Source organism: Ursidibacter arcticus, from assembly GCF_009761375.1.
In the GTDB taxonomy this organism is placed as follows: Bacteria; Pseudomonadota; Gammaproteobacteria; order Enterobacterales; family Pasteurellaceae; genus Ursidibacter; species Ursidibacter arcticus.
In genome coordinates, this window is sequence record NZ_LEKM01000121.1 from 1 (window position 1) to 22,148 (window position 22,148).

Below are 22,148 nucleotides of genomic sequence, written 5' to 3' on the forward strand. Positions count from 1 at the left end.
GATTAGTTAGCTTTGAAACGGCTACGCCGTTTGTGCCTTATATCTCCGCCCTGAAGGACGGGGTTTTACGGCACGGGGTTTGATAAATACAAAATTAAACCTAAAACCTCGTCTCAAAAATTACATTGATATTCTTGTCGGTATAAGAATAAAGCGTTGGCAAATTACTATCGTGTTTTCGCCACGAGAGCTGTAACTTAGGGGTAATTCCGAATAAGTGCCAATCTCGTTTCCATAGGGTTAATGTAGTGCTGAATACCTCGTCTGAACGGACTTTGCCTAAATCAAGAATATTTCCTAACTTGGCAGTATCGTGGTAATCGCGTTCGGTAATGGCAAAGCCTAAGCGGCTAGATAGCCCGAATGTTTGCCATTCTTGTCCCCAACCAAAACGTAAACTTTTGGTATCAGCACTGAATTGACGAACTTTGGTACGTTCAAAACCAATATCAGAACCGACATAAAAATATTGCTGTGGTTTTGGTAGCCACAGTAGCGTTATTGAGGCTAATTTACTGCTGCCATCTTGAGCTTGGCTATCATAATAATCTTGCTTGCCGTATTCTAATGCGGTAGAAATTTGCCAATTAGGCGAAAGCCAGTGGTTATATTCTGCTCGTACACCTTGTGTTTTTCGATAGCTACTTCCACCAGACCAACGCTTTTCAAAAAAAGGCAATAAGCGTAATGTCTGTTTTTCATTTTTATAGGTGTAGCCTAAGAGTGTGCGGTTAGTTAGTTCATCGTCATCGTGGCTGTTCCAATAACTTCTGCCTGAAAAATCGTTTTGAAAGGTAAGGTAATGTGAGCCAGTTAAATTGAAGTCTCGAGATAAATCGGCACTATAAGCAAAACCATTTGCTTTGCGAGGGAGCATACTTTCCCCTTTTACATAACCTGTGTTTTCGATTTCAGGGGAGTTAGAGGTGTTATTGATATTGTTTTCTTGTACATAATAAGCACTTGCCCCAAATTGCCAACTACTGCGTTTTTTTAGGGCGGCAAGGTAAGCATCAATTAGCTGCATTACTGGTGCTGGCAGATTTTCTGCACTTTTGGCTTTGTTAAATTGGTCTTCTGCCGCATTATTTTGTTGAGCGTTAAATAGGGCAACGGCAAGTTCAATTCTGACTACATTGAGTTGTGGTTGCTCGGCTAAAATTTGTCGATAAAGGTGAATCGCCTCATTATTTTTGCCTTGTAAGCTGGCAAGTTTGGCTTGAGCAAACTGAATTAAAGTTTTATCTGCGTTTGGAAATTGCTGATAAACAGGCAATAAGGTTGCAATAGCATCAGTTTGACGTGCGAATAACGCATCACTTAATAGCTGATGAACAAGCGGTGGGTTTTGGTTTAATTCTTGCAAGCTAATATCAATTGGCTGTGAATTTGGGGCTGTTTGGGTCAGCTCGGGCTGTATTTGTGGTGCAATGGGCTTTGCTACATTTTTGATTTGCTCATCGTGGTGATTAGGTGTGGCAAATGCCAAGCAAGGTAGCCAACATAAAGGAAGAGTTAGTTTTTTCATAAAGTATTGCCGTATTAAAGAATGGAAAACAAGCCGATTTATAGTGAATACAAATCGGCTTAATACTTAAAAATAATGAGTGCTATTTAGGTTGTTTGGTCGCACCAAATACAGCAGAATATTTGCGAACTTCACCATCATTCAACTGGCTTATATCTTCATGGTTTTGTAAATTAATGCCACCTACAGCATCACTTAAGTCTTTTCCACCGAAATAAACATCATACTCCCCTTGAAATTTCTTACCACTATTATTAATGTTATGTGAAATATCTACACGTTGCGCGGAGATTGTATTGCTAGATAAAGATGCTTGTGGTAAATCAATTTGTCCAATTGTTTTACTATCAAGTGTTCCAGAGACTGTTGTTTTTTCCCAAGTCTCCCCAAAATGGGCTTTTAAGGTAATTGTGCCGTCTTCTTGAGGGAGTGATGGTAGACTATCAAATTTACCTGGGTGATAGGTGTGTGTGACGGCAATCACATTACCCTTATAAGTCGCATCACCTGCTACATTCTCATTCCATACTATACGTCCAGTATTTTGTCCTTGATGAAGTTGTCTTTTATATACTTCAAATTCTTCGTTTCCACCTTGTTCTCCCGCACTTTGGACTAGAGCAAATGACTCAATATCATTATTATTAGTGAATAATGCCCCGTAAGAGGAGTAAGGTTGGTTAGTAAAGAGGTAGTTAATTTTAGTTGCATCTGTTTTAGTGATGGTTAATTTATCATCATTATCAAATGAAACATCAACGACTTTACCAGCAAATGGTTTTTCAATACTACCAGAATAGGTACCTAATAAAGGTTTTCCATTTTCTTGAGCCAATTCATCTAAATAATATCGCTGAGTTTTGTTAATTGCAGTATCGTTTTGCAGTACATCGCCTTTACAATGGTTATTAGTACAATCTGATGAGGTATTATGTTTTCGGTTTAAAATTGTACCATTTTTAACAAAACCCAAATATGCTCGAGATACACGATATGAAATATCCGAACCAATTACGTGTGATGCAGAATTCTTATTATTAACAACACGCCATTTTTTACCAGCACTATCTAGACTGATGATTTTTGCTGGTGGAGGTGGTGGAGGTGTTGGTGTGGTTGTGCTTGATGAGCTTTGAGACGTAGTTACACCTGATGCATTAGGAGTTGTTTGCGTATTTGGTGTTACTTGAGTTGGGGCTTTTACATCTGATGATGAGCCATTAGGTCCAGTACAGCCAGTTGCGGTAATTGCGACAAATAATGCAAGTGCAGAAATTTTAAATGTTACATTCATAATGAATCCTTAATGTTGAATATAAAGAAAACAAATTGTTCGCTTTTGATATTGTTTTTGTATAAAAAATACAAAAACTTACCCATTGTAAAAAAAAAAAAATCAAGACCTGAAAAAATTTTTATTGAAATGTAATTTTATCTCTATAAAGGTAAGTATTAGGCAAGCGGTAAGATTTGTGGGATAATTTGCGTCTTTTATCGTTTTTTATCACAAGAGAGGAATTTTACGATGATGAATAGAAGACGTTTTATCCAAATTGGAGCAACAACCATTTTAGCATTAGGAACAAGCCGTTTAGGTTTTGCAATGAAAGCTGAGAATAAAGTTGCATTGCGTATTATTGGAACAACGGATATTCATAGCTTTTTAACCGACTTTGATTACTACAAAGATGCACCAACGGATAAATTCGGTTTTACTCGTACGGCAACGTTGATTGAACAAGCTCGTAAAGAAGCAAAAAATAGCGTATTAGTCGATAATGGTGATTTAATTCAAGGTAACCCGATTGCCGATTACCAAGCAGCTAAAGGATATAAAGAAGGGAAATCTAACCCAGCTATTGATGCGTTAAACTTTATGCAATATGACGTGGGAACATTGGGTAACCACGAGTTTAACTATGGTTTAGCCTATTTAGATGATTCCATCAAGCAAGCCAAATTCCCAATTATCAATGCCAATGTGGTAAAAGTGGGGACAGATGAGCCTGTTTATCAGCCTTATTTTATTCAAGAAAAATCCGTTGTTGATGAAAATGGCAATAAACAGATCGTGAAAATTGGTTATATCGGTTTTGTTCCGCCACAAATTATGGTGTGGGATAAAGCAAATTTAGATGGCAAAGTTGAAACGCGTGATATTGTGAAAACAGCTGAAAAATATGTGCCGATTTTAAAAGAAAAAGGGGCAGATATTGTTGTGGCATTAGCACATACAGGGCCATCAGATGAGCCTTATAAAGAAGGTGCAGAAAATTCAGCCTTCTATTTAGCCGATGTTAAAGGCATTGATGCGGTTATTTTCGGACATTCACATCGTCTATTCCCGAACAAAGAGTTTGCTAAATCGCCAAATGCAGATATTGAGAAAGGTACAGTAAAAGGTATTCCTGAAAGTATGGCAGGCTACTGGGGGAATAACATTAGCGTGGTTGATTTAACGTTAGCAAATGAAAATGGTAAATGGGTTGTGATTGACGGTTCTGCCGTACTTCGTCCTATTTACGATAATGACAAAAAAGCATCAACCGTAGAAAATCATCCTGAAGTTACCGCTTTACTCAAACCTGTTCACGAAGCGACTCGTGAGTTTGTTTCACAGCCGATTGGTAAAGCAAGCGATAATATGTATAGCTACTTAGCATTGGTACAAGATGATCCGACTATTCAAATTGTTAATCAAGCACAAAGAGCTTATGTTGAAAATGTGGTGAAAGGGCTACCAGAATTAGCAGGTTTGCCGATTTTAAGTGCGGGGGCACCATTTAAAGCTGGCGGGCGTAAGAATGATCCATCTGGTTATACTGAAGTCGATAAAGGCGAATTAACTTTCCGTAATGCAGCGGATTTATATCTCTATCCCAATACACTTGTTGTTGTAAAAGTAACAGGTGCGGAACTAAAAGAGTGGTTAGAATGTAGTGCAGGAATGTTCAAGCAGATCGACCCAAGCAATGCTCAACCACAAAGTTTGTTAGATTGGACAGGATTCCGTACTTATAACTTTGACGTTATTGATGGTGTGCAATATCAATTCGATATTACTCAGCCTGCTCGTTATGACGGTGAATGTAAGTTAATCAATGACAAAGCAAATCGAGTAGTGAATTTGACTTACAACGGAAAAGCGGTTGATCCAAAAGCTGAATTCTTAATTGCAACAAATAACTATCGTGCTTATGGAAATAAATTCCCAGGCACTGGCGATAGCCATATTGTTTTTGCAGCACCAGATGAAAATCGTCAGATTTTGGCAAATTACATCACTGCAGAGAGCAAAACTAACGGTCAAGTTAGCCCAAGTGCAGATAAAAACTGGAGAATTGCTCCGATTGCAAGCAAGGCTAAATTAGATATTCGCTTTGAAACATCACCAAGTGATAAAGCTAAAGCCTTTATTGCTGAGAAAGCACAATATCCGATGACATTCTTAAATACTGATGAAACTGGTTTTGCAGTGTATCAGGTAGATTTGAGTAAGTAAGGTAAGATTGAAAGGTGGGTGTAATGCCCACCTTATATAAAAGTCTTATTCAACCGTTACAGAAGTAATAATAACATCTTCTTTTGGTACATCTTGGTGGAACCCTTTATTGCCTGTGGCAACGGCTTTAATTTTATCGACCACGTCCATTCCTTCCACAACTTCACCGAATACAGCATAGCCCCATTCTTGTACAACTTCACGTCCGTGCATCTCTTTTGAACGATAGTCTAAGAACGTATTATCTGCAACATTGATAAAAAATTGTGCTGATGCTGAGTGCGGATCTGATGTACGAGCCATTGCGATGGTGCCACGTTTATTGCTTAAACGGTTATTGGCTTCGTTTTGGATTGGTGCTTTGGTATTTTTTTCACGCATACCCGCTTCCATTCCACCGCCTTGGATCATAAATCCATCAATCACTCGGTGGAAAATCGTGTTATTGTAAAAACCTTCTTTACAGTAGTCTTCAAAGTTTTTTGCAGTGATTGGAGCTTTTTCAACGTTTAATGCGATTTTAATATCGCCAAAATTGGTATGTAATGTAACCATTTTAAATTCCTTATAAGATTAGGGGAAAAGTTCGGGCGGTATTATTAAAAAGTTTCGCAAAAATTGCAAAAAATTCTCAAAAAAAGACCGCTTATTCGTTATACTCAACACATTTTTATCATCAATGTGATTGTGAATTAAATGAGGACACTATGCTCAAAATATATAACACTTTAAAACGTGAAAAAGAAGAATTTAAACCGATTAAGCCAAACCAAGTGGGAATGTATGTTTGTGGGGTTACGGTTTATGATCTCTGTCATTTTGGGCACGGTCGTACTTTCGTTTCCTTCGATGTTATTGTGCGTTATTTGCGTTATCTAGGTTATAACGTGCGTTATGTGCGTAACATCACTGATGTGGACGATAAAATTATCAAACGTGCGTTAGAAAATAACGAAAGCTGCGATCAGTTAGTGGATAAAATGGTGGCGGAAATGTATCGTGATTTTGATGCTTTAAACATTCTCCGCCCTGATATTGAACCGCGTGCCACACAGCATATTCCTGAAATTATTCAAATGGTTCAAACTTTAATTGAGAAGGGCTACGCTTATGTGGCACAAGATGGCGATGTGATGTTCCAAGTCGATCAATTCAAAAATTATGGGGTACTTTCACGTCAAAATCTAGAACAACTCCAAGCTGGAGCAAGGGTTGAGATTAAATCGGTCAAACGTAACCCAATGGATTTTGTGTTGTGGAAAATGTCGAAAGAAAATGAGCCAAGTTGGGATTCTCCTTGGGGTAAAGGTCGCCCTGGTTGGCATATTGAATGCTCGGCGATGAACAGCAAAGAGCTAGGTAATCATTTTGATATTCACGGTGGTGGCTCGGATTTGATGTTCCCACATCACGAAAATGAAATTGCACAATCTTGCTGTGCACACGGAGATGATTACGTCAATTATTGGTTACATACAGGAATGTTGATGATCAATAAAGAGAAAATGTCGAAATCACTCAATAACTTCTTTACTATTCGAGATATTTTAAACAAGTATGATAGTGAAAGTGTTCGTTATTTCTTCTTAACCGCACAATATCGTAGCTTATTAGATTATAGCGAAGAGAATATCAACCTTGCTCGTTCAGCACTTGAACGCCTATATACCGCATTGCGTGGTTGTGATACAGCAATTTTAATTAGCGATGAAGATCAATATGTGAAAGCCTTTAAAGATGCAATGAATGATGATTTCAACACACCGGGGGCATTAGCTGTATTATTTGAGCTAGCGAGAGAAATCAATAAAGCTAAAGCAGAAGGCTCTTCCGATGCTGATTATTTAGCTTCTCGTTTGAAACAATTAGCAGGCGTATTGGGGCTATTGCAACAAGAACCAGAAACCTTTTTACAAGGTGATGCGAATAATGATGAAGTGGCTGAAATTGAAACGCTCATTAAACAACGTAATGAAGCAAAAGCAACTAAAAATTGGGCGTTAGCCGATGAAGTGCGTGATAAGCTAAAAGCAATGAATGTTGTGCTTGAAGATACCCCAAATGGCACAACTTGGCGTAAGGCATAGGTAATTTTAGATAAAGCGGTAGGATTTGCAAAATTTTTTGCTTTTCCTACCGCTTTCCTTTAATCCTTTCTTATCTCTTATAGAATATGGCTCTGATACCATTGTGTGAGAAGAATGCCTGTATTTACCGCCACATTTAAACCACTATTTAATGGGTTAGCAAATGAGAGTTGAACATTGGTATCTTCTGGATATTCCACGTCATTTGCGACAACCTCACTAAGTACAAATACAATTTTTTCATTCAACGCTGTTTTAGATAACACTTGAGCTTGTTTTTGACGAGTTAAATGGACAATTTGATAACCTGCATTGCGTAATTGTGCTAAAGCAATTTGCTTATGTTTAGTTTCTAATGGGTGGACAAACTCTAATCCCCCCTCCGCAACTCGTGCCGCATTACTGGAATTGAGAATATCATTCTGTTCCACAATAATGCCTTTTACGCCGTAGAATGCACAAGTACGCATAATTCCACCTACATTTTGTGCATTATTCACCCCGTCTAATAAGACTAAGCAATCACGCTGGCGAGGGATTTGTAGGTAGCCTTCCAACGAAAATGGAGTAGATTTTTTTACTAGTAAGCAGATACCACCGTGGTGTTCAGTCCCTGTTACACGTTCCATTTCTTCACTATCAACAACGTGATAAGCCTTTTTCTGTTCGGCTAAGTAACTCAGTAGTTCTCCTGCTTTCTTCGCACCTTCAACGGTTGCCCATAAACGAATAATTGCATCTGGACGTTGTTGAAATAACGTATGACAAGCATTTTCGCCATAAACTTTCATTTCTGTGGCTCGATTATTACGAATTTTTTCAGGGGCTCTAGGTGAAAGTGGGCCTGTTTTTTTCTCCGTAGAACGACTTCCCCCTTTTACACTGATTTTTACTGAGCCTTCTCCACTGGCTCTTTTACCTTCTGTTGGGTAAATGTCGTAATTTGGGGCAATACTACCTCCTAACTTAGACTTTCTATCATCGTTACGATCATTCCTACGTTCATTTCTGCGAAACTCATCATTACGTTTTTCTCTTTTTTCTTGAGTATTACGAGTATTTCGATGAGTGTTTTTATCCAATCTTGTCGATTTAAAAGTCGGTTCTCCACGTTCTTCAATACTTTTAAAACGTGGTGATTTAGTTTGAAATTTATTATTCATAAAACTGTTCCATATAGGCAATAAAATTGAACTCAGTATAGCAGATAAGCGACTTACCATTATAGGCTTTTTTATTTGCCCTATTGTTTAACTTTCACTATAATTCAACTCTTTTTATGTATGTTCTTTAAAATCTGGTGGAATTATGAATCCAATGTTAAATATCGCTATTCGTGCAGCACGAAAAGCAGGCAATATTATTGCTAAAGGGTATGAATCAGCCCCTCAAGATACTCAAGTTGCCAATAAAGGCACAAATGATTATGTTACTTCTGTGGATAAAGCCGCAGAAGAAGCCATTATTGAAGTTATTCGCAAATCTTACCCTGAACACGCTATTGTGGGCGAAGAATCAGGCATTATTGCTGGCGAAAATAACGATATTCAATGGGTGATTGATCCATTAGATGGCACAACAAATTTTGTTAAACGTTTCCCACATTTCTCCGTTTCAATCGCCATTCGTGTTAATGGTCGTACCGAAGTGGGTGTTGTTTACGATCCTATCCGTAATGAATTATTCACTGCTGTGCGTGGCGAAGGTGCAAAATTAAATGAATTCCGTTTACGCATTGATAATGAGCGTCGTGATCTAAACGGTAGCGTATTAGCCACAGGTTTCCCATTTAAAGTCGCTAAACATCGTAATGCACATTTGAATATGGTTGAAGCTTTAATGAATAATGGTGTGGCTGATTTCCGCCGTACAGGTTCAGCTGCATTAGACCTTGCTTATGTCGCATCAGGCAGAATTGATGGCTATTTTGAAATTGGTTTAAAACCTTGGGACTGTGCAGCAGGCGACTTAATTGCTCGTGAGGCTGGTGCATTAGTAACCAACTTTGTGGGTGGTACGGATTACTTAAAATCAGGTAACATCGTTGCAGGAAATGGACGTGTTGTAAAAGAGATTTTAAACAGCATTCAGCCAACCTTAACTGATGAACTAAAAGCCTAAATTTATACCTATTATTGATGATTATTTTGATAGCATAACCATCAGACTAACTATAAAAGATAAATTATGCAGAAAAACTATCCTTTACTTACGCAAATTAACTCACCTGAAGATTTGCGTTTATTACCCAAAGAAAAACTTCACGCACTATGCGATGAACTCAGAGCTTATTTGCTTGAATCTGTCAGTCAAACAAGTGGTCATTTAGCGTCTGGTTTAGGTGTTGTCGAATTGACAGTGGCTCTGCATTATGTTTATCAAACCCCATTTGACCAACTGATTTGGGACGTTGGTCATCAAGCCTATCCACATAAAATTTTAACTGGTCGCCGCGAGCAAATGCACACTATTCGTCAAAAAGACGGTTTACACCCTTTCCCTTGGCGTGAAGAAAGCCTTTATGACGTATTAAGTGTTGGGCATTCATCAACATCTATCAGTGCAGGATTAGGGATCGCTGTTGCTGCTGAAAAAGAAAATGCAGGGCGTAAAACTGTTTGCGTTATCGGAGATGGTGCGATTACTGCTGGAATGGCATTTGAAGCAATCAACCACGCAGGTTCATTACATAGCGATATGTTGGTTATTCTCAATGATAATGAAATGTCTATTTCTGAGAATGTTGGGGCGTTAAATAATCATCTTGCACGCTTATTTACTGGTTCGCTCTATGGAACTTTGCGTGAAGGTGGCAAGAAATTATTGTCTGGTTTACCACCAATCAAAGAATTTGTGCGTAAAACTGAAGAACATATGAAAGGCTTTGTTTCGCCTGTTGGTACGATGTTTGAAACCTTAGGTTTTAACTATATCGGCCCTATTGACGGACACGATATTGATGAATTAATCGCTACGCTGAAGAATATGCGTAATATGTCTGGCCCACAATTCCTACATATTAAAACCAAAAAAGGAAAAGGCTATACGCCTGCCGAACAAGATCCTATTGGCTTTCACGGTGTGCCTAAATTTGACCACACAAGCGGTAAGTTACCCCAAGTAAAATCCGCCCCAACCTATTCGAATATTTTCGGAAATTGGTTGTGTGAAATGGCAGAACAAGATCCAAAATTGATTGGCATTACTCCTGCAATGCGTGAAGGTTCTGGAATGGTGGAATTTTCTAAGCGTTTTCCTGAACAATATTTTGATGTCGCTATTGCAGAACAACACGCTGTTACATTTGCAGCAGGCTTAGCAATTGCAGGTTATAAGCCTGTGGTAGCAATCTATTCAAGTTTCCTACAACGTGCTTACGATCAACTTATTCACGATGTTGCGATCCAAAATCTTCCTGTTATTTTTGCGATTGACCGAGCAGGTATTGTCGGTGCAGATGGACAGACTCATCAAGGTGCATTTGATTTAAGTTTTATACGTTGTATTCCAAATATGACGATTATGACGCCAAGTGATGAAAATGAGATGCGTCAGATGCTCTATACTGCTTATAAAATGAATACACCAAGTGTAATTCGCTATCCTCGTGGTAATGCTCAAGGCGTTGAATTACAGCCATTACACGCTTTAGAAATCGGTAAAGCAAACCTATTAAGACAAGGGGAAAAAGTGGCTATTCTGAATTTTGGCACACTACTCAATGAAGCCAAACAAGTCGCAGAGCAGTACAATTATACGCTTGTCGATATGCGTTTCGTTAAACCGTTAGATGAAAAGATTATTGCAGAACTTGCTGATAGCCATCAATTACTTGTTACACTTGAAGAAAATGCGATTCAAGGCGGTGCTGGTAGTGCGGTTAATGAATATTTGCAAAAAATTGGCAAAATCAGACCGCTTATGATGTTAGGTATTCCTGATTTCTTTATCCCACAAGCTACCCAAACTGAAGCCTATGCTGAGTTAGGTTTAACGGCGGAAAATATTTCAGATAAAATCCAAAACGCTCTCTTATAGAAGTTAATAAAATAGGTTAAAGTCCATAAACTTTAACCTATTTTTATAAGCACCCATTTAATAGGAAAATCTTTAATCTATTCGTATTCTTCTAACCAAATGGTTAAAATCGCTTCAAGAATATGTTCATTTGATGCTTCTGGATCATCATCAAAATCTTCCATTTCACAAATCCATTTGTGCATATCGGTAAAACGTACGGTTGTTGGATCTAAATCTGGATTCATATCATACAGATTTTCTGCGATCATTCGGGTATCTGTCCATTTCATTAGTGTGCAGCCTCATTTGCGTGGTTTAAATTATATTTTGGAATTTCAACGACAAGGTCTTCTTTCCCAACAACACATTGACAAGAAAGGCGACTATCTATTTCCAAGCCCCAAGCCTTGTCTAGCATATCTTCTTCTTGCTCAGTTGTTTCATTTAATGAATCGTAACCTTCACGAATCACAACGTGGCAAGTTGTGCAAGCACAAGAGCAGTCACAAGCGTGATGAATTTCAACGCCTGCGTTGTGTGCAACTTCTAATAGGTTTTCACCCTCTTGAGCTTCAATAACCATACCCTCTGGGCAAAATTCTTCATTTGGAAGAAAAACAATCTTTGGCATAATATCCTCTTATTTAATAATTTCATCAACAGTTTTACCTGCTAATGCTTTCTGAATAGATAAATTCATTCGTCTTGCCGCAAATTCTTGAGTGGCAAGATCGACATCTTTAATTCCTTGTTGAATTGCTTGGCGATCTGTTTGCTGTTTGGCAGTAATCAGTTTTGCTAATTCTTGTTCAATCGCTTTAAACTCTTCAACAGAGAGCAATGTTGCACCATCTTCTTGTAAAGCAATCACAACTTGATCGATTACCCGATCTGCATCTACTCGCACTTCAGCAAGCTGACGAGCTTCCATATCTTCTTTGGCATTTGCCATTGATGAGCGGATCATTTCTGTTACTTCATCATCGGTTAATCCATAAGATGGTTTAATTTGGATAGATGCCTGCACTTTAGTTGATTTTTCCATTGCGGTTACACTTAATAAACCATCGGCATCAACTTGATAAGTCACTCGAATATGTGCTGCACCTGCCACCATCGGCGGAATACCACGCAAAGTAAAACGTCCTAAAGAACGACAATCATCAACTAACTCACGCTCTCCTTGTACAACGTGAACAGTCATTGCGGTTTGCCCATCTTTAAATGTGGTAAATTCTTGAGCCTTTGCCACAGGAATTGTGGTATTGCGTGGAATAATTTTCTCCACTAAACCACCCATTGTTTCAATACCTAAAGATAATGGCACAACATCAAGGAGTAGCATTTCAGAATCAGGTTTATTACCCACTAATATATCCGCTTGAATAGCGGCACCTAATGCGACCACTTTATCTGGGTCAATAGATGTTAATGGCGTGCGTCCAAAAAACTCGCCCACTTGCTCTCGAACAAACGGCACCCGAGTTGAGCCGCCAACCATTACGACTTCACGCACTTCATTTGCTTCAACACCTGCATCTTTTAAAGCTCTACGACAGGTCATCAAAGAACGTTTAACAAGCGGTTGGATTAGTGCATTAAATTGCAAACGGTTAATTTCGCCACTCCAATTTGCAAAATTCACAGAGAAACTCTCCGCTTGTGAAAGAGCCACTTTCACTTGAGTTGCTAAAGTTAAAAGCTCTCGTTGTTGGCTGGCATTTTCAGGTTTAAATCCCGCTTGTTCAGCAATCCAATTTGCTAATAAGTGATCAAAATCATCGCCGCCAAGAGCAGTATCTCCGCCTGTGGCTAACACTTCAAACACACCGCGACTTAAACGTAAAATTGAAATATCAAAAGTACCGCCACCTAAATCATAAACGGCAATAACACCTTCTTGTCCGCTATCTAAACCGTAAGCAATCGCTGCTGCAGTTGGTTCATTCAGTAAACGTAATACATTTAGCCCTGCTAAACGTGCTGCGTCTTTAGTACTTTGACGTTGTGCATCATCAAAATAAGCAGGTACTGTGATCACAACCCCTGACAATTCGCCCGCTAAACGCTGTTCTGCAAATTGATTTAAATGACTTAAAATATCTGCCGACACTTCCACTGGGCTTTTATTCCCTTGTGGTGTTTGAATCAGCGGTAAACCATTTTCACTCGCTATAAATTGATAAGGTAAATTATGATAACGCTGTTCAACATCTGCTAAAGAGCGACCAATTAGACGTTTTACCGATACAATCGTATTTTGTGGCTCACTAGCTGCTTTCTCAAAAGCCTCAACGCCAACCAGTTTATCTTCAGGAGCGTAATAAACGACTGATGGAACTAAGGCTCGCTCTTTTTCATCTAGCAACACCTGTGCTTGACCACTACGCACACTTGCAACTAATGAATTAGTTGTACCCAAATCAATTCCCACCGCTAATTTATGCTGGTGAGGAGCTGCCATTTGTCCTGGTTCTGCAATTTGAAGTAATGCCATTTTTATCTCTTTTATCTATCTTTCTATATATAAATTATTCTCTCTCTCCTGCTTGTTTGAGAGAATGTTGCAATGATTAATTCACCGCATATCCCATATCGTCAGAAGCGAATGTTGCTTGATAGTGGCGTTCAATTGGTTGAATTTGTTTGGTCTCAACGTTAATTACTTGATTACCACTTATTTTTTCAATCTCTTTTTGCCAATTATCCCAACGTAAATCGTGGTAAAAACTTGCAATATCTGCCGTTAAAGCCCAGCCAAGAAACTGAGAATAGTTTAGACCGATACTTTCCCATTTCTGTTTTTTCGGGTGGAAATAATGAACTAACCCAACTTTATCGCCTAGCCCACCACCATTGATCGCAAAATAACCGCCGACAACATCATCTGCAATCAGTAAATGGAATGGTCTTTCACCCGATTGTTCAAAGGTTTTACCAAAATTCCATTCAAAAAAACCGCGAGATAATTTTGCATTACCCGAACCTAGAATGCGTAACCAACCGTAATCAATAAGCAATCCGCCTGTATAAAAAATCATTGAGCCAAGTGGCGTTGCCGTTGAAAGTTGCATTCCGACTAGTTCTTTACCTGCATTTTCAACATCTGGGTCTAGCACTTCATAATGATTGTTAGCTGAGTCAAACCACGTTTTTACAATATTCCAAGCAGGATTTTTATCGACTAATTCTTCTAATGATTTCATTTAATTATTCTCTAACGTTGCTGCTTTCATATCCAGCAAATTGAAAGTTAATACTTGTAATTGGCGAATTGCCATTTCATTTAACTGAATCAAACGCTGCTCTTGAGAAATATTCATATGAATGAGTTCAGCATTCATACTTTCTAAATTAGCTAATACTAATAGTTGCTCAAGAGATGCATAATCTCTCATATTGCCTTCTTTTTTCGGGTTAGCCTCCCTCCATTGCTTAGCAGTTAGTCCAAATAATGCCATATTTAATAAATCAGCTTCTGTTGCATATATTATAGATGTTTGAGAAGCTGTCAGTTTATTGGGAATTATCTGACTTTTTATTGCATCTGTGTGAATACGATAGTTTACCTTCGCTAAGGTTCGATGAATATTCCAAGGGCTTGCTAAACGTTTTTGTTCTTCTTCTTTTAGTTGCTGATACTCACGAATGAGATAAATTTTGAATTCTGGACTAATCCACATTCCAAACTCAAAAGCGATATCCTTATGAGCATAGGTTCCCCCATAACGACCAGCTTTAGCTTGTAAACCAATTGCATTTGTTTTAGCAACCCATTCTTTGACACTAATTTTGTAGCTATTCAGTCCAGCTTGACTTTTAATTATGGCGAATTCGCCATAATTAAAATTAGGGTTATAGATACTTTCCCAAATGCCTAAAAATTCAATCGTATTACGATTTCTCAACCAATCTGTAATAAAAAAATCACCATCTTTTGCCTTTAACATATCTGTTAGAGAGATATAATCTTGCTCATCAGTTTGAATCAAACTAACTTCTGTGTTTTTAACAATTATGGTTGATTTTTTCATTACTTATGTTTCCCTAAAAATCAAACAATTTTTCTTCCACTCGCTCGACTTCTACCAATAGTTTCTTAATAAAACGAAGTTTATCACTAACTATGAGTGCATTTTCCCATTGTTGTTGAGCTAACAAATTAGTTAATTGTTCAATTATTTTTTTCTGTTCTAGCTCAATTTCTTGGGTAAAAGCGGTGAGTTTTGTCTCATTTTTTGCACTTTCAATATTTTCTAGGGTTTCACGCCATTCCAACTGTTGCATCAAAAATGCCATATCTCGCTGACTTTTTTGCTCAATATCTTGATTTTCACCTGTGTGAATTTGGATAATACTTTCTGCTCGTAAAATAGGGTCTTTTAAAATATGTAGTGCATCATTCACTTCAGCAGATTTTTGCATTGCTAAACGCTGTTCGGTACTTGAACTTGCCGAAAAGTTATCAGGGTGAAGTGATTTTTGTAACGCTAAATAACGTTCTGATAGCTGAGCGGAATCAATGTCAAATTGCACAGGTAAATTAAATAACTCAAATGGGTTTGCCATTTTTAACTCCTATACATTAAAACTTTCGCCACAACCACATTCATTCTTAACGTTTGGATTGTTATATTTAAAACCTTCGTTTAGACCTTCTTTCACATAATCCAATTCAGTACCACTAAGGTAAACAAGACTTTTTTCATCAACAATAACTTTTACACCATATTGTTCAAACACTTGATCGTCTTCGTTTAAGACATCAACAAATTCAAGTACATACGCTAATCCTGAACAGCCTGATGTTTTAACACCCAGTCGCAATCCAATACCTTTTCCTCGATTTTCTAAAAAGGTGCGTACTCGATTTGCGGCTGCTTCAGTTAGGGTAATACTCATTTTTTCTCCTTATCAATATAGCTAATTTTAAAAAGATTTCATTCCCCTCTTTAGTAAAGAGGGGTGCAGATCGAAGTAAATTTTCTTTCGTTCGTCTGATGTGGTAAAAACTTTTTAAAATTAACAATAAACGGAAACATAAGCGGTCAGTTCTCGCAAAAATTTTGCAAGAACCAACCGCTTATTCAAGCATTACTTAGCTTGTTTTTCTTTATAGTCTGCAATTGCTGCTTTAATTGCATCTTCTGCAAGAATTGAGCAGTGTACTTTTACAGGTGGTAATTCAAGCTCTTCTGCGATGTCGCTGTTTTTAATTTGTGCCGCTTCATCTAATGATTTACCTTTTACCCATTCAGTGATCAATGAGCTTGACGCAATTGCTGAACCACAGCCATATGCTTTAAAACGTGCATCTTCAATGATACCCGCATCATTTACTTTAATTTGTAAACGTAAAATATCACCACAAGCTGGTGCACCTACCATACCTGTACCAATATCTGTTGCTTCTTTATCGAAAGTACCAACGTTACGAGGGTTTTCATAGTGATCAATAACTTTATCGCTGTATGCCATTTTGTATTCCTTTTTGTTTAAGGCGTATGATCTACGCCTAAGATAATTAAATTATGCAGTGGTAAATTAGTGGTGATTCCACTCAATAGCGTCTAAATCAACGCCATCTTTAAACATTTCCCAAAGCGGTGAAAGTTCGCGTAATTTATTTACGGCTTTTTTCACGATTTCGATCGTGTGGTCGATTTCTTCTTCAGTTGTCCAACGACCAATTGAGAAACGAATAGAGCTGTGAGCTAATTCGTCATTTAAGCCTAATGCACGCAATACATAAGATGGTTCTAAACTTGCTGATGTACACGCTGAACCTGATGATACTGCGATGTCTTTTAATGACATCATCATTGATTCACCTTCTACGAAGTTAAAGCTGATATTTAAGTTACTATCAACACGTTTACCTTCTTCCATTGTACCGTTTACATAAACTTCTTCCATACCTTCAAAGCCTTTGTATAAACGGTCACGCAATGCTTTAATGCGTGGCATTTCTGTTGCCATTTCTTCTTTCGCAATACGATATGCTTCACCCATACCAACAATTTGGTGTACTGGTAATGTACCTGAACGCATACCACGTTCGTGGCCACCACCGTGAATAATCGCTTCTAAACGTACTCGTGGTTTACGGCATACATATAAGCCACCGATACCTTTTGGTCCGTATAATTTGTGGCTTGAGAAAGACATTAAATCAACGTTTAATTCTTGTACATTAACCGCAATTTTACCCACAGACTGTGTTGCATCTACGTGGAAAATGATTTTCTTCGCACGGCAGATTTTTCCGATCTCAGCAATTGGTTGAATTACGCCAATTTCGTTATTAACGTGCATTACAGAAACTAAAATGGTATCTGGACGAATCGCTGCTTCTAATTTAGCAACATCAACTAAGCCGTTTGTTTCAGGCTCTAAGTAAGTTACTTCAAAACCTTCACGCTCTAATTGACGGCAAGTATCTAACACTGCTTTATGCTCAGTTTTAATGGTAATAATATGTTTACCTTTTGTTTGGTAGAAATGTGCAGCACCTTTAATAGCAAGGTTATCAGATTCTGTTGCACCTGATGTGAAAACGATTTCACGAGCATCTGCACCGATTAAATCTGCGATTTGGTTACGAGCAATATCAACAGCTTCTTCTGCTTCCCACCCAAATTTATGTGAGCGAGACGCTGGGTTTCCGAAGATGCCGTCTTTTGTCATATATTCCATCATTTTTTTCGCAACACGTTCATCCATCGGGGTGGTTGCTGCATAATCCAAATAAATTGGTAATTTCATTGTTACTCCTAAGTTAAGCAAATGCTTTATTTTATTTAATGACGGTGGTGTTCGTGGCAATGTGCTTTTTCACAGTCGTGATCACGATGTTCTTCCACCAGTTCCGCCAACGTAATCGTATGTAAAAATTGTTCAATTTGAACTTCTAATCTTTCCCATAATGAATGAGTTAGGCATTGACTATTATTACTGCAATTCCCACTCCCTTTACATTTTGATACATCAACGCTTTCATTTACTGCTGCGATGATCATTCCCACATTGATTTCATCTGGGGTTTTACCTAATTGATAGCCACCGCCTGGACCTCTTACACTATGAACAATCCCTTCACGGCGTAATTGTGCAAAAAGCTGTTCTAAATAAGAGAGCGAGATTGCTTGGCGTTCAGCTATATCAGCAAGGCTTACAGGCAATGATTTACCGTGTAAAGCAATATCTAAAATCGCCGTTACCGCATAGCGACCTCTTGATGTCAATTTCATACATTTAGCCTTATTTACGAATGACTATTTAGTAGGCACAAATTCTGATATACCCTACTAATTTAGTCAAGTTTTTTTGGGTTATTGAATTGAAAGGTTTTAGTGATTAATTGAAAAAAATTCGAGAGAATATCCCGAATTTCAGATCATTGACAAATAAAATATTTTTATGTCGAGATACCACATTAGCATCTGTTTATTAAATATAACAAGTTAAGGTTTATCAGTACTCTGCACGATGCCAAACAGTTGTTTTATAAATCATATAATCCTTCTGTTGAAAAACTCAATGCAGGGAATTTCACTGAAGTAATAATTTCATCTTCAACCACAGGGGCGATACCAATATAACGCCCATTTTCAAGTAGATAAATGTGGATATTTCGTTCTTCAGGGCGAACGACCCAATACTCACTAACACCTTGTTCTTGATACAGCTCATATTTATCTTTCATTTCTCGCTTAGAATTACCTGGCGATAAAATTTCAATAATTAAATCTGGTGCTCCAATACAACCTTGTTCATCTAATTTGTTCGGATCGCAAATTACACATAAATCAGGTTGAACAACGGTTTTTACATTGCCATTTTCATCAGGAAAACGAACATCAAAAGGGGCGACATATAGCTGACACTGATGATTATCAAAAACATTAGCAAGTTGTAACGTTAATTTCATTGAGATACGTTGATGCAACCTATTAGGTGCTGGCGACATTGCTAGAATTTTACCTTTGATAATTTCTACGCGTTCTTTTAATTGCCATAAAAGATAGTCGGAGTAACTGTAACTACGCTTTAGATCTAACTGTTCTAGACTAGTTATTACGCTCATTTTCTATCTCCTTACAATTAAGACAAATCTTAAAATTATCTTGTCGATAACTGAAAAATCATTGTTTCTGCTTGGCAACTAAAATCAAAACGAGCAACTAACTCATAGCCATCAGCTACAGGTTTAATTTCGCTCGTAATTTGGCAGGGTTCTGATTCTGCAGCCCTTGCTTTACTGGTTAAATAAGCAAGTGCATCTTCTGCTTCTGATTGAGTTGCATAAACTTGTGAGAAATCAACAGCACAATCGCTGTTATCAATAATAGTGCCAACATCAACACAACAACACATTGGACTTTCATTTGCTTTACATTCAGACATTTTCCACCTCATTTCAGTCGATAAATAATTGGGGTTATTTTACTCCTGTTGGCATCTAATCGCAAATATTACCTCTGTTTCATTCCCATAAGTTCAATCCAACTGGTCGGAACTCTTTACAAATTTGTTAAATTACATTGCTTGATAACATCTAGCTCCGTAGAATCACGCCCGTTTTATATTTGCAAATGGTTAGCAAAATAATTTGACGATCTAACCGCTTATTTTATGGAGATTACCCAATGACTAAATTTACAAAAACAACACTCGCCACACTTTTCACCTTTTCAGCAGCAGGAGCTTCTGCAGCAGCGTTCCAACTTGCCGAAGTCTCTACTTCAGGTTTAGGTATGGCATATGCAGGGAATGCAGCCGTTGCAAATGATGCTTCTGTTGTCGCTACTAACCCTGCTTTAATGACTAAATTTAAACAAATTGAAATTTCTGCTGGTGGCGTTTATGTAGATTCAGATATTCATATTTCAGGAAGATTAGCTTCTGCTCAAAATGCTTCTCACCGAAACATTGTGCCAAATGCAATAGTACCAAATGCTTATATCGTTGCACCAATTAATGAACGTTTTTCTGTGGGCGGTGGAGTTAATGTAAACTATGGTTTGAAATCAGAATTTAATTCAAATTATAGTGCTGGTTTCTTTGGTGGTAGAACCGATCTTTCTGCTGTAAATGTTAATTTAAGTGGTGCTTATAATTTAGGTTATGGCTTTAGCATTGGTGCTGGTGTAAATGCTGTTCACGCTAAAGCAACACTAGAACGATACTTAGGTAACTCAGTAGAAGTCGCTCAAGCAAAAGTACAAGCAGGCTTGCAACAAATTGAAGCTGGTATCAATCAAATACAAGCGTTACCACAGCAAGCACAAAATTCACCGCAAGTTCAGGCAACACTTGCTAATTTAAATGCAAGAAAAGCAGGACTAGAAGCAACAGCTAGAGGATTAACTCAAATCAATGCGTTAACGAAAGAAAGCGATACAATCCACAAACTTAAAGGTGATAAATGGGGCTTTGGTTGGAATGTTGGCTTACTTTATGAAATCAATGAAAATAACCGTTTAGGTTTTGCATACCACTCGCCAATCAAATTGAATTTCAAAGGTAAATACTCAAATACGGTAGCAGTCGCTATTCCAAGTGTAGTTGATACAACAACTGGCGGAGCAACTATCCCTGGCTCGCTTTCATTAACATTACCATCATTCTGGGAAGTATCAGGTTACCATAAACTCACTGAAAAATTAGCAATGCAATATAGCTATAAACGTACTGACTGGAGTTCATTTAAGAGTTTAGACGCCTACGCAGCAAATGGTAATAAACTTTTCCACAAAACAGAAAACTTCAACGATGCATCACGCATTGCATTAGGTTTCTCTTATGATGTGAATGAAGCATTAACATTACGCACAGGTATGGCTTATGATGAGAGTGCTAGCATAACTAACCCATCAATTTCAATTCCAGATACAGATCGTACTTGGTATTCATTCGGTGCAACTTACCGCTTTACACCAAATCTTTCTGCTGATTTAGGCTATTCACATCTTCGTGGTAGCAAAAACGCATTCAATGAAGATGGCTTAGCAGATTTCAAAGTGAAAGCGAAAGCAAACCTTTACGGCTTAAATGTGAATTATAAATTCTAAAATGCTCTAGAATAATCCTCAAAGGCGTGTACACTATGGTGACACGCCTTTTTCTTTTAGGAAAATAAATGCAAACATACTACCAATTTTATTCATCAGCTGTTGGCAACCTTCTGCTTATTGCTCAGAAACAAGGGCTTATTGGTATCGAATTTGAACAAGAACAACGCCCTTATTCCATTGAAAACTGGCTAGAAGCTACCGAAACAAGCGGTGAGATTCGCCATATTTTTTGCAAAACATCAAATATTTTAGGCCGCTATTTTGCAGGCGAGCCTATTGAATTTTCGCAATTAGATTTTCTTGCCCCTATCGGTACGCCTTTTCAACAATCTGTTTGGCAATTACTTTTAGCAATTCCCTATGGAAAAACCACTAGCTACGGCGAGTTAGCCAAACAACTTGGCAAACCCAATGCGATGCGAGCAGTGGGAGGTGCAGTTGGACGTAACCCAATTTCTATTTTAATTCCTTGCCATCGTGTACTTGGTAAAAATCAAGCCTTAACCGGATTTGGTGGTGGTTTACCGACCAAACGCTATTTACTACAACTTGAAGGTATTGTTTATCAAGATAAAGGGATTGAATTTGTCAAAGCAAAAAATAAAAATTGGGTTAACAAGAATGTGGATATAAATTCTAAATTATCTTGAAAGACATTTCTTTAAAGTTATAATAAGAACAAATTTAAACCACAATATAACTTATATGTTTGAATTACTATTCCACCCACAGGCTTTTTCCGAAATAGAAGAACTTGATGATGTAATGAAAGCAAAACTATTAGCCAAATTGGATAAACTTGAACTCTTGGGTAATGAGCTTCGCTTTCCTGATACTCGCCCAATTAAGCAAGGATTATTTGAATTGCGTGTAGGTAAAAAAGATATTAGTCAGACTGATGACAAACCCTAATTTGTTGTATTCAATAAACGGAC

General features: G+C 37.8%; 23 protein-coding genes. 7 read left to right on the forward strand and 16 right to left on the reverse strand.

Annotated features, from left to right (window positions below; genetic code table 11):
- Window positions 1-100: 100 nt before the first annotated feature.
- Together A1D25_RS04750 and A1D25_RS04755 are read right to left on the reverse strand one after the other, a co-directional pair.
- Window positions 101-1,528 (reverse strand): surface lipoprotein assembly modifier, encoded by a 1,428-nt coding sequence (locus A1D25_RS04750; RefSeq protein WP_157394553.1) that lies wholly within the window; start codon window positions 1,526-1,528, stop codon window positions 101-103.
- Between the two features lie 82 nt (window positions 1,529-1,610).
- Window positions 1,611-2,822 (reverse strand): hypothetical protein, encoded by a 1,212-nt coding sequence (locus A1D25_RS04755; RefSeq protein ID WP_157394554.1) that lies wholly within the window; start codon window positions 2,820-2,822, stop codon window positions 1,611-1,613.
- A gap of 231 nt (window positions 2,823-3,053) precedes the next feature.
- On the opposite strand from A1D25_RS04755, the gene cpdB reads away from it, so the two are divergent.
- Window positions 3,054-5,030 (forward strand): 2',3'-cyclic-nucleotide 2'-phosphodiesterase, encoded by a 1,977-nt coding sequence (gene cpdB / locus A1D25_RS04760; RefSeq protein WP_157394555.1) that lies wholly within the window; start codon window positions 3,054-3,056, stop codon window positions 5,028-5,030.
- Between the two features lie 45 nt (window positions 5,031-5,075).
- Here the strand turns inward: cpdB and A1D25_RS04765 are convergent, their stop codons facing one another.
- Entirely contained in the window at window positions 5,076-5,585 is a 510-nt protein-coding gene (locus tag A1D25_RS04765; RefSeq protein WP_157394556.1) for a peptidylprolyl isomerase, read from the reverse strand.
- Window positions 5,586-5,737: 152 nt separating this feature from the next.
- On the opposite strand from A1D25_RS04765, the gene cysS reads away from it, so the two are divergent.
- Window positions 5,738-7,117 (forward strand): cysteine--tRNA ligase, encoded by a 1,380-nt coding sequence (cysS, locus tag A1D25_RS04770; RefSeq protein WP_157394557.1) that lies wholly within the window; start codon window positions 5,738-5,740, stop codon window positions 7,115-7,117.
- A gap of 77 nt (window positions 7,118-7,194) precedes the next feature.
- Here cysS and A1D25_RS04775 read toward each other — a convergent pair whose 3' ends face one another.
- Window positions 7,195-8,280 carry a tRNA/rRNA methyltransferase gene (locus A1D25_RS04775; RefSeq protein ID WP_157394558.1) on the reverse strand — a complete coding sequence of 362 codons (1,086 nt, stop codon included), beginning with the start codon at window positions 8,278-8,280 and terminating at the stop codon, window positions 7,195-7,197.
- Window positions 8,281-8,425: 145 nt separating this feature from the next.
- On the opposite strand from A1D25_RS04775, the gene suhB reads away from it, so the two are divergent.
- Together suhB and dxs are read left to right on the forward strand one after the other, a co-directional pair.
- Window positions 8,426-9,238, forward strand: coding sequence for an inositol-1-monophosphatase (gene suhB, locus A1D25_RS04780; RefSeq protein ID WP_157394559.1), 813 nt, complete (start codon window positions 8,426-8,428; stop codon window positions 9,236-9,238).
- A gap of 66 nt (window positions 9,239-9,304) precedes the next feature.
- Complete coding sequence (gene dxs / locus A1D25_RS04785) at window positions 9,305-11,155, forward strand: 1-deoxy-D-xylulose-5-phosphate synthase (protein WP_157394560.1); 1,851 nt, start codon at window positions 9,305-9,307, stop codon at window positions 11,153-11,155.
- 77 nt (window positions 11,156-11,232) lie between these two features.
- Here dxs and iscX read toward each other — a convergent pair whose 3' ends face one another.
- The 12 genes from iscX to A1D25_RS04845 form a co-directional block, all read right to left on the reverse strand.
- Window positions 11,233-11,427 carry a Fe-S cluster assembly protein IscX gene (iscX, locus tag A1D25_RS04790; protein ID WP_006248391.1) on the reverse strand — a complete coding sequence of 65 codons (195 nt, stop codon included), beginning with the start codon at window positions 11,425-11,427 and terminating at the stop codon, window positions 11,233-11,235.
- Window positions 11,427-11,768 (reverse strand): ISC system 2Fe-2S type ferredoxin, encoded by a 342-nt coding sequence (fdx, locus tag A1D25_RS04795; protein WP_157394561.1) that lies wholly within the window; start codon window positions 11,766-11,768, stop codon window positions 11,427-11,429. Before fdx ends, iscX begins: the two co-directional genes overlap by 1 nt.
- Window positions 11,769-11,777: 9 nt before the next feature.
- A complete protein-coding gene (gene hscA / locus A1D25_RS04800) occupies window positions 11,778-13,634 on the reverse strand; it encodes a Fe-S protein assembly chaperone HscA (RefSeq protein WP_157394562.1) in 1,857 nt (618 codons plus the stop codon).
- Between the two features lie 76 nt (window positions 13,635-13,710).
- A complete protein-coding gene (locus A1D25_RS04805; RefSeq protein ID WP_157394563.1) occupies window positions 13,711-14,343 on the reverse strand; it encodes a DUF2625 family protein in 633 nt (210 codons plus the stop codon).
- Complete coding sequence (locus A1D25_RS04810) at window positions 14,344-15,171, reverse strand: KilA-N domain-containing protein (RefSeq protein ID WP_157394564.1); 828 nt, start codon at window positions 15,169-15,171, stop codon at window positions 14,344-14,346.
- 13 nt (window positions 15,172-15,184) lie between these two features.
- Entirely contained in the window at window positions 15,185-15,706 is a 522-nt protein-coding gene (hscB, locus tag A1D25_RS04815) for a Fe-S protein assembly co-chaperone HscB (RefSeq protein ID WP_157394565.1), read from the reverse strand.
- Window positions 15,707-15,715: 9 nt separating this feature from the next.
- Window positions 15,716-16,039 (reverse strand): iron-sulfur cluster assembly protein IscA, encoded by a 324-nt coding sequence (iscA, locus tag A1D25_RS04820; protein WP_157394566.1) that lies wholly within the window; start codon window positions 16,037-16,039, stop codon window positions 15,716-15,718.
- Between the two features lie 192 nt (window positions 16,040-16,231).
- Entirely contained in the window at window positions 16,232-16,615 is a 384-nt protein-coding gene (iscU, locus tag A1D25_RS04825) for a Fe-S cluster assembly scaffold IscU (RefSeq protein ID WP_157394567.1), read from the reverse strand.
- Between the two features lie 66 nt (window positions 16,616-16,681).
- Window positions 16,682-17,902, reverse strand: coding sequence for an IscS subfamily cysteine desulfurase (locus tag A1D25_RS04830; protein ID WP_157394568.1), 1,221 nt, complete (start codon window positions 17,900-17,902; stop codon window positions 16,682-16,684).
- A gap of 35 nt (window positions 17,903-17,937) precedes the next feature.
- On the reverse strand, window positions 17,938-18,387 hold the full coding sequence (locus A1D25_RS04835) for an Rrf2 family transcriptional regulator (RefSeq protein WP_157394569.1): 450 nt from the start codon (window positions 18,385-18,387) through the stop codon (window positions 17,938-17,940).
- 254 nt (window positions 18,388-18,641) lie between these two features.
- Entirely contained in the window at window positions 18,642-19,223 is a 582-nt protein-coding gene (locus A1D25_RS04840) for a Uma2 family endonuclease (RefSeq protein WP_157394570.1), read from the reverse strand.
- Window positions 19,224-19,258: 35 nt separating this feature from the next.
- Window positions 19,259-19,543, reverse strand: coding sequence for a YfcZ/YiiS family protein (locus A1D25_RS04845; RefSeq protein ID WP_157394571.1), 285 nt, complete (start codon window positions 19,541-19,543; stop codon window positions 19,259-19,261).
- A gap of 242 nt (window positions 19,544-19,785) precedes the next feature.
- On the opposite strand from A1D25_RS04845, the gene A1D25_RS04850 reads away from it, so the two are divergent.
- The 3 genes from A1D25_RS04850 (at window position 19,786) to A1D25_RS04860 (ending at window position 22,125) form a co-directional block, all read left to right on the forward strand.
- Window positions 19,786-21,210, forward strand: a complete 1,425-nt coding sequence (locus A1D25_RS04850; RefSeq protein WP_157394572.1) for an outer membrane protein transport protein — start codon at window positions 19,786-19,788, stop codon at window positions 21,208-21,210.
- A 68-nt stretch (window positions 21,211-21,278) separates the two neighbouring features.
- On the forward strand, window positions 21,279-21,863 hold the full coding sequence (locus A1D25_RS04855; protein WP_157394573.1) for a methylated-DNA--[protein]-cysteine S-methyltransferase: 585 nt from the start codon (window positions 21,279-21,281) through the stop codon (window positions 21,861-21,863).
- 55 nt (window positions 21,864-21,918) lie between these two features.
- On the forward strand, window positions 21,919-22,125 hold the full coding sequence (locus A1D25_RS04860; RefSeq protein WP_157394574.1) for a type II toxin-antitoxin system RelE/ParE family toxin: 207 nt from the start codon (window positions 21,919-21,921) through the stop codon (window positions 22,123-22,125).
- The last annotated feature ends 23 nt before the right edge of the window (window positions 22,126-22,148 follow it).